This window comes from Allosalinactinospora lopnorensis, assembly GCF_000981225.1.
GTDB lineage: Bacteria > Actinomycetota > Actinomycetes > Streptosporangiales > Streptosporangiaceae > Allosalinactinospora > Allosalinactinospora lopnorensis.
In genome coordinates, this window is sequence record NZ_LAJC01000047.1 from 39114 (window position 1) to 46479 (window position 7366).

A 7366-nucleotide genomic window follows, 5' to 3' on the forward strand; every position below is an offset into this window, starting at 1 on the left:
TCCGAGTACCCATTCCTTAGGAAGGCGGCCTACGTGACGGAACCGGCACCGGTCTTCGCCAGCGGGGTCGATCACGAACGCCTCACCGAGCAGCTCCGGTTCATCCTGGAAACCGACAAGCTGAAGCGGATCCTGCGCCGGAACATGCTCATGGACGGGTCCCGACGTGAGAACGATGCCGAGCACTCCTGGCAACTCGCCCTCACAGCCCGGGTCTTCGCCGAGTACGCGCCGCCGGGAACCGACATCGACCATGTCGTCGAGATGCTGCTGCTGCACGACATCGTCGAGATCGACGCGGGGGACACCTTCGTCTACGACGTCCACGCCTCCGAATCGCAGGCTGAGCGCGAGCGCGCCGCCGCCGATCGGCTCTACGCCCTGCTGCCCGCAGACCAGGCGGAGCGCACCCGCGCGCTCTGGGAGGAGTTCGAGGCTCGCGAGACCCCCGAGGCCCGGTTCGCCGGCGCCGTCGACCGGCTCGCCCCCATGCTCGCCAACTGGCATACCGAGGGCGGAGCCTGGGTGCGCTACAAGGTCACCCGGGCCCAGGTGACGGAGCAGGTGCAGATCATCGCGAAGGGCTCCGAAGTGCTGGGATCCTACGCCGCGGCGCTGATCGAGGACGCCGATCGGCGCGGCTACTTCGTTCACTCCCCGCCGCGGGTGGACTAGATCCGGCCGAGGAGCAGCTGCGCCGCCGCCGTCAACCCAACGGCCACTATGACGATACGCAGCACGAAAGGCGTGAGTTTGCGGCCGAACCAAGCGCCGAAGTACCCGCCGAGGACTGAACCGGCGGCGATGAGGCCGACCACCGGCCAGATGGGCGAGGCGAAAATGATATAGAACGCGGCGGCCGTCGCGTTGACGACGAAGGCCAGCACGTTCTTCAGGGCGTTGATCCGGTGCAGTTCCTCGTCCATCGCCGCACCCATCATGCTGATGAGGACGATGCCTTGGGCCGCCGCGAAGTACCCGCCGTAGACCCCGGCGCCGTAGATCCCGAAGGGCAGCAGCACCCCTCCGTTCAGCCGGGCGGGGCGCCGCTTCCGCGCCCACGCGGTGATCCGCGGCTGCAGCATGATGAGGACGCAGGACATCGCGATGAGCACGGGAACAACGGACTCGAACACGCCCTCGGGCAGGTTGAGCAGGAGCGCCCCGCCAGTGAGCGCCCCGGCGAACGCCATGGAACCGAACCGGATCAACCGGGAACGCTGCCCCTTCAGCTCCCGCCGGTAGCCGATCGCCCCGGTGAGCGCCCCGGGAGCCAGGCCGATGCTGTTGGAGATCGACGCCAGCACGGGCGGGTACCCCAGCGCCAGCAGCACCGGGAACGTGAGGAGTGTCCCGGAGCCGACGATGGCGTTGATGCCACCGGCACCTATGCCCGCCAGCAGAATGGCGAGCGCGTCCCACAGACTCATCCTCGACCTTCGCGCTCAGACGACAGTGCCGCCGCCACACCACCGCTCCCATTACGGCGGGAAACCCTGATCGCGCCAGGACAAGGGCATTCATGGCAGGAACGTGCCCGCCTATGAAATCAGACCGGCCTCACCCGGGAACGAGAGCCCCCGTGCGGAGGCCGTCCCGCGTTCGGAACAGCGAAGGAGCCGAACCTACCGGCTCGGGGGCGTCGCCTGGCGGGCCTCGGTCTGATCGGCTCCGGCGTCGTCCCGCATCTTCTCGAAGACCCCCCCGATGCCCTCCAGTGCCTTGCCCATCTCGCTCGGCACGATCCACACCTTGTTGGAGTCGCCCCGCGCGATCTCCGGGAGCTTCTGCAGGTACTGGTAGGCGAGCAGCTCTTGACTGACCTTCCCGGAATGCAGCGCCTTGAACACCATCGCGATCGCGTCGGCCTCACCACGGGCGCGCAGCGTCATCGCCTCCGCCTCGGCTTTGGCCTGCACAGTCGCCGACTCCGCCTCACCGCGGGCGCGCAGCACAGACGCGGACTGCTCGCCTTCGGCCCGCAGGATCGCCGACTGCTTCTCACCCTCGGCGCTGAGGATCTGCGCGCGCTTGTCGCGGTCGGCGCGCATCTGCTTCTCCATGGCCTCCTGCACCGACTCCGGGGGCTCGACGCCCTTCAGCTCGACCCGGCTGACTTCGATCCCCCAATTGACCGTGGCCTCGTCCAGCACCGAGCGGAGCTCCCGGTTGATCTCCTCCCGGGAGGTCAGGGTCTGCTCCAGGTCCATACCGCCGATGACGTTGCGCAACGTGGCCGAGGCGAGCTGCTCTACCGCCTGTATGAAGTTGGCCACCTGGTAGGTGGCGTTATAGGGGTCGGTGACCTGGACGTAGACCGCGGTGTCGACGTTAACGGAGAGGTTGTCCTGGGTGATGGCGGCCTGCGGCGGGAAGCTGACCACCTGCACACGCAGGTCGATGCGCTCGCGGACGTGGTCGACGAACGGGATGACGATGTTGAATCCCGACTTCAGCGTGCGGTGGTACCCGCCGAAACGCTCCACGACGTCGGTCATCCTGTGCGGAACGATACGGACGCTGCGATAAGCGATGGCGAGCAGGATCGCCACGAATATCAGCAGGATTATGACAACGGGAAGCATCGGGGGCGGCTCCGGCTCTCCTGTCGGGGGTGACGCAGCGGTACGCAGATGGACGAGACGATCACAGACGTGTGCGCGCATCCACGCGGAGATCATAAAACGCGCCTATGCGCGCGTTCGCACAGAGCATCTATGACGTCACATCAAACCCGCGCAACCTGACCACATTCGGCCAGCAGTCCTGGTTACGGCCGACCGGATGCCCTGCTTTCGGCAGGGCGCTATTCGCTCCACCACGGTCGCCGCTCCTCGGTCTCACACCGCCTTCGCGCTCCAGCGCTCTCCGTCGAACTCCACCTTCAGCGGAAGGCCGAACGTCTCACCGAGGTTGTCCGCGGTCATCACCTGCTCCGCCGGACCGGCGGCGACAACGCGCCCCTCCCGCATCATCAGGACGTGCGTGAAACCAGGGGGGATCTCCTCCACATGGTGCGAGACGATCACCAGCGCGGGCGCGTTGACGTTCCCTGCCAGCAGACCGAGCCGCCGCACCAGGTCCTCCCTGCCGCCCAGGTCCAAGCCCGCGGCCGGCTCGTCGAGCAGCAGCAGTTCGGGGTCGGCCATGAGCGAGCGGGCGATGAGGACACGCTTGCGCTCCCCCTCCGACAACGTCTCGTACCGCCGCTCCGCGAGATGCGCCACGCCCCAGTGGCCGAGGACCGCCCGGGCCCGGCCGTAGTCGGGGGTACCGTACTCCTCGGTGAAACTGCCCAGATAACCGTAGGAGGCGCTGATCACGAGGTCGAGCGCGGTCGACGACCCGGAAATCTGGTTCGCCACGGCGGCGCTGGCGAATCCGACAAGGGGACGGAGCTCGAAGACATCGACCTCACCGACCCGTTCGCCGAGCACCTCCACCTCGCCCGTAGTGGGGAACAGCTGCGTCGCGGCGACGCTCAGCAGCGTGGTCTTCCCCGCGCCGTTGGGGCCGATGACGGCCCACCGCTCGTCCTCCTCAACGCTCCATTCCGCTCCGTTCAGCAGGTACGCACCGTCGCGGCGCACACTGACCCCGCTCATGCGCAGCACATGCCCGTTCATTGCTCTCCTTGCCTGTTCTCTCGTCCGCGGCCGCTCACCCTCGCACCGCTGTTCCCGGTTCGACCGGCACGCCCAGATGCGAACCTACTGGACACCTTCGCCGGTTGGAGTCGCCGATTGGCCCACTCGCGGTCTTAGGCTGAACTAATGTTGCGAGAACTGTCATCCGCGCCCTTGGTCACCTGGGGGAACGCCTGGCTGTCCGGGCATGCCGGGCTGGACGACGCCGTAGACGCGGTGGAGCGGCGCACGGGGCCGCACGTCATCGCGGCCGTCGCGGATACGGAGCTGCCCTTCGAGGCCGGGGCACCGCTGCGCTCGGCGCTTGCCCGCCTGCGTTCCCTCGGACTGGCCTCGTTCCGGTTGTGCCTACCGGTCCCCGGCGATCCGCTCGGGCTGGTAGGGGGCGCGGAACTCAACACCGCGGCGATCGACGCCCGCGAGGCCGTGCTGATCCGTCTGAAGGACCGGCAGATCGGGCTGGTCCCACGCGAAGACCGGCGGGGCTCGTCCTACGTGGGGGTGGCCTGGACCCCCTACCCCGCGGCCGACGCCGCGCCGCAGCCGGTCTCCCTTTCCGAGGCCGAACAGCGGCTCAACGCCGCCATGCAGGAGTGTGCCACTCTGTTCGGCCGGGTGGACGACGTCGCGGGGTGGGGCCCGGAGGTCACCCGCGCCCTGGAGGACCTGCGCGACGCCGGACGCCAACCCACCGAGGGCCTCGCCCCGGGACATCCGCAGCGGGCCCACAGGCTGGCGGCCCAGGCCGACCGGCTGGCCGTCGTGATCCGACTCGCCTGCCGGGACGAAGGCCGCGGACTGTCCTCCTCCCAGATGGCGGCCCGGAGGGAAGCGCTGCGCATACTCGACAGCGCCGTACGGCGCGCCCGGGTGACCTCCTACGGATCCGCCGTCGAAGGGTGACGCCGCCCCCGGCACATAGGGGTCGATCAGGGTTGCTGGCACCCCGAATCAGGGGAAGGCCAGGGTTGTCTCCGGTTCCCGCCCCATCCGCCCGGCACGAATACTTGTGCCATGACCCACACAGCCAACCGGGAGAGCGGGACGGTCGGCGGCAGCTTCCGCGCTTCCGACTCAGACCGCGACCGAGTCGCCCACATCCTCTCCGACGCCTCATCGAGGGGCGCCTCACTCAGGAGGAGCACGCCGAACGCATCGACGCGGTCTACACCGCCAAGACAGTGGGCGAACTCGCACCGCTCACCGGGGATCTCCCCGACAAGGGCTCCCCGGGCGGCACGCCCCGCACCGGACCTGCTGCTTTCTGCGCAGCGGACCGGGAACTCCTCGGGACCGGAACCGGCTTCGAAAACATCACCGCCGTCGTAGGCGTCGCCGAGCGCCAGGGGCGCTGGCTGGCCGAACCGCGCACCAACGTTTCCGCGGTAAGCGGTCATGTCACGCTGGACCTGCGTGAAGCCGTCATGGCGCAACGCGAGGTCACAGTGCAGTGCGCGCTGTTCTGCTCCGGCATGCGGCTGATCGTCCCGCCGGGTGTGCGCGTGACGAACCGGACGTCGGGAATCCTCGGCAACGTGGATCTCCAGGGCTACACGGCCCCGGCCGACATCGGCGCCCCGACAGTCCATCTGACAGGGGTGTGCGTATTGAGCGGCGTCGATGTGCAGACCCGTCCTTCCGGACCCCGTCCGTAAGATTTGTAGCTGTAGCGCAGTCTCTTTTGAAGACGTGGTGAAAAGGAAGAGGGAACGACCATGGAGCCCGAGCACATCCGCGCGTCCGATGCTGATCGGGACCGCATAGCGGAACGGCTCCGTGAGGCTCTCGCCGAAGGGAGGCTCGGCCCGGCCGAGTACGAGGAGCGCCTCGACGCCGTCTACCGGGCCAAAACCGTGGGCGAACTGACCCCCGTGACCCACGGCCTTCCTACCAGTCTGGAGTCCTCCACTTCGGAGTCCGCTTCTCCTGGCCTGACGGTCTCCTCCGAGGAGGCGCGCAGACTCGCCGCGGGCAGCCAGGGCCGGGAGAATCTCGTGGCGGTGTTCGGCGGAGCCGAGCGCAAAGGCCGGTGGCTGGTCGAACCGCGCACGAACGCCTCAGTCCTCTTCGGCGGGATCGCACTGGACTTCCGCGAAGCCGTGCTCACCCAGCGGGAAGTGACCGTCCAGTGCGCCGTCATCTTCGGCGGCATGGAGATCGTCGTGCCCCATGGTGTACGCGTAGTGAACAACACAACGGCGATCCTCGGCGGAACCAGCATGCACGGGACGGACACCGTGACCGATCCCAACGCCCCCACCATCCGGCTCACCGGCACGTGCATGTTCGGCGGTATCGACGTCAAAGCCAAGAAGCCGGGGCGGAAGAAGAACAAGTAGCCACTGACCAGGCATTTCGATATTCTCGAGTGACCTTTGAACGAGCTGTCGCCGCGTGTTCACCGCCCTGCCGCCAAGCTCCACGAGGTGCCCGAGTAACGTAGTTATCGCCATGACAGACGAATTCACCAATTCCACGCTGCTCGTGACGGTTACAGGCCGTGACCGCCCGGGAGTCAGTGCACGCCTGCTCAGTACTCTTTCCGTGTTCCCTGTGACCCTGGTCGACCTCGAACAGGTCGTCATCGGCGGCCGCCTGGTCCTCGGAGCACTTCTCGACGTCGACGAGAGTGTCGCGCCCGGTGTCCGCAGGGAGCGCCTCTTCCAAGAGGTCCGCAGCGCTGTGGAAAAAACCGTCATCGACCTGGACATGGTCGCGGAGTTCGCCGGTGGCAACGGGCGGGTGAGTCCTACCACTGCGGATCCGCTGCACGTCACCATCCTGGCGTCCCCTTTGCGGCCGGGAGCGCTCGGAGCGATCGCCTCGTGTGTGGCACGCGCCGGAGCCAACATCGACCGCATCGAGCGGCTCGCGAGTTATCCGGTCACCTCGATCGAACTGGACATCTCAGGCGCCGACCCGGAGAAGCTGCGCGGCGACCTGTCCATGGAAGCGGCGACTCAGTCGATCGACGTCGCTGTCCAGTCCAGCGGTCTGCACCGCCGGGCCAAGCACCTGGTCGTCATGGATGTCGACTCCACCCTCATCCAGGGCGAGGTCATCGAACTTCTCGCCGACCACGCCGGCTGCGCGGAGGAAGTCGCCCGTGTCACCGAAGAAGCGATGCGCGGGGAGCTGGACTTCGAGGAATCCCTGCGGCGCCGGGTAGCGCTGCTGGAAGGGCTGGACGCCTCGGCTATGGAGGAGGTCCGCGACAAGCTGGTCCTGACGCCTGGGGCGCGCACCCTCGTCCGAACCCTCAAGCGGCTCGGCTACGAGTGCGCCATTGTCAGCGGCGGCTTCAGCCAGATCACCGATGCCTGGTGGATCGCCTGGATATCGACTACTCGGCAGCCAACACTCTGGAAGTCGTCGACGGCAAGCTCACCGGTGGACTCGTCGGTCCGATCATCGACCGGAAGGGCAAGGCCCTCGTCCTGCAGCGCTTCGCGCAGGAGGCCGGTGTCCCCCTCAATCAGACCGTGGCCATCGGTGACGGTGCCAACGACCTCGACATGTTGCAGACCGCGGGTCTGGGAGTCGCGTTCAACGCCAAGCCCGTGGTGCGCGAGCAGGCCGACACGTCGGTGAACGTCCCCTACCTGGACACCATCGTCTTCCTTCTCGGTATTTCCCGTGAAGAGGTGGAGGCGGCCGACCAGATGCCGGAAGCGCCGCCGGCCCATCCCGCGTAACCCACCCACCGGCCCGTACGGGCC

7 protein-coding genes and 1 pseudogene are annotated in these 7366 nt (G+C 67.6%); 5 read left to right on the forward strand and 3 right to left on the reverse strand.

Going from position 1 to position 7366, the window contains the following annotated elements; all coding sequences use genetic code 11:
- Nucleotides 1–33 precede the first annotated feature (33 nt).
- On the forward strand, nt 34–675 hold the full coding sequence (locus VS93_RS17145; protein ID WP_046470919.1) for an HD domain-containing protein: 642 nt from the start codon (nt 34–36) through the stop codon (nt 673–675).
- Here VS93_RS17145 and VS93_RS17150 read toward each other — a convergent pair.
- From VS93_RS17150 to VS93_RS17160, 3 genes are all read right to left on the reverse strand, one after another.
- A complete protein-coding gene (locus tag VS93_RS17150) occupies nt 672–1430 on the reverse strand; it encodes a sulfite exporter TauE/SafE family protein (RefSeq protein WP_046470920.1) in 759 nt (252 codons plus the stop codon). The genes VS93_RS17145 and VS93_RS17150 overlap by 4 nt on opposite strands.
- 195 nt (nt 1431–1625) lie before the next feature.
- Nucleotides 1626–2585 carry an SPFH domain-containing protein gene (locus VS93_RS17155; RefSeq protein WP_046470921.1) on the reverse strand — a complete coding sequence of 320 codons (960 nt, stop codon included), beginning with the start codon at nt 2583–2585 and terminating at the stop codon, nt 1626–1628.
- A gap of 255 nt (nt 2586–2840) precedes the next feature.
- Nucleotides 2841–3626, reverse strand: a complete 786-nt coding sequence (locus VS93_RS17160; protein WP_046470922.1) for an ABC transporter ATP-binding protein — start codon at nt 3624–3626, stop codon at nt 2841–2843.
- 147 nt (nt 3627–3773) lie between these two features.
- Between VS93_RS17160 and VS93_RS17165 the strand changes: the two genes are divergently transcribed.
- The 4 genes and pseudogenes from VS93_RS17165 (at nt 3774) to serB (ending at nt 7342) form a co-directional block, all read left to right on the forward strand.
- Complete coding sequence (locus VS93_RS17165) at nt 3774–4550, forward strand: hypothetical protein (RefSeq protein ID WP_046470923.1); 777 nt, start codon at nt 3774–3776, stop codon at nt 4548–4550.
- A gap of 104 nt (nt 4551–4654) precedes the next feature.
- Nucleotides 4655–5302 carry a DUF1707 SHOCT-like domain-containing protein gene (locus VS93_RS17170; protein ID WP_338022760.1) on the forward strand — a complete coding sequence of 216 codons (648 nt, stop codon included), beginning with the start codon at nt 4655–4657 and terminating at the stop codon, nt 5300–5302.
- Nucleotides 5303–5362: 60 nt separating this feature from the next.
- Complete coding sequence (locus VS93_RS17175) at nt 5363–5986, forward strand: DUF1707 SHOCT-like domain-containing protein (RefSeq protein ID WP_046470924.1); 624 nt, start codon at nt 5363–5365, stop codon at nt 5984–5986.
- A gap of 112 nt (nt 5987–6098) precedes the next feature.
- Nucleotides 6099–7342 (forward strand): annotated as a pseudogene (gene serB, locus VS93_RS17180) (phosphoserine phosphatase SerB).
- The last annotated feature ends 24 nt before the right edge of the window (nt 7343–7366 follow it).

Bases quoted from the DNA above. Each gene is read 5' to 3' on its own strand.
- VS93_RS17160 (WP_046470922.1), bottom strand. From the start codon at position 3,626: ATGAACGGGCATGTGCTGCGCATGAGCGGGGTCAGTGTGCGCCGCGAC.
- VS93_RS17165 (WP_046470923.1), top strand. From the start codon at position 3,774: ATGTTGCGAGAACTGTCATCCGCGCCCTTGGTCACCTGGGGGAACGCC.
- VS93_RS17150 (WP_046470920.1), bottom strand. From the start codon at position 1,430: ATGAGTCTGTGGGACGCGCTCGCCATTCTGCTGGCGGGCATAGGTGCC.
- VS93_RS17175 (WP_046470924.1), top strand. From the start codon at position 5,363: ATGGAGCCCGAGCACATCCGCGCGTCCGATGCTGATCGGGACCGCATA.
- VS93_RS17155 (WP_046470921.1), bottom strand. From the start codon at position 2,585: ATGCTTCCCGTTGTCATAATCCTGCTGATATTCGTGGCGATCCTGCTC.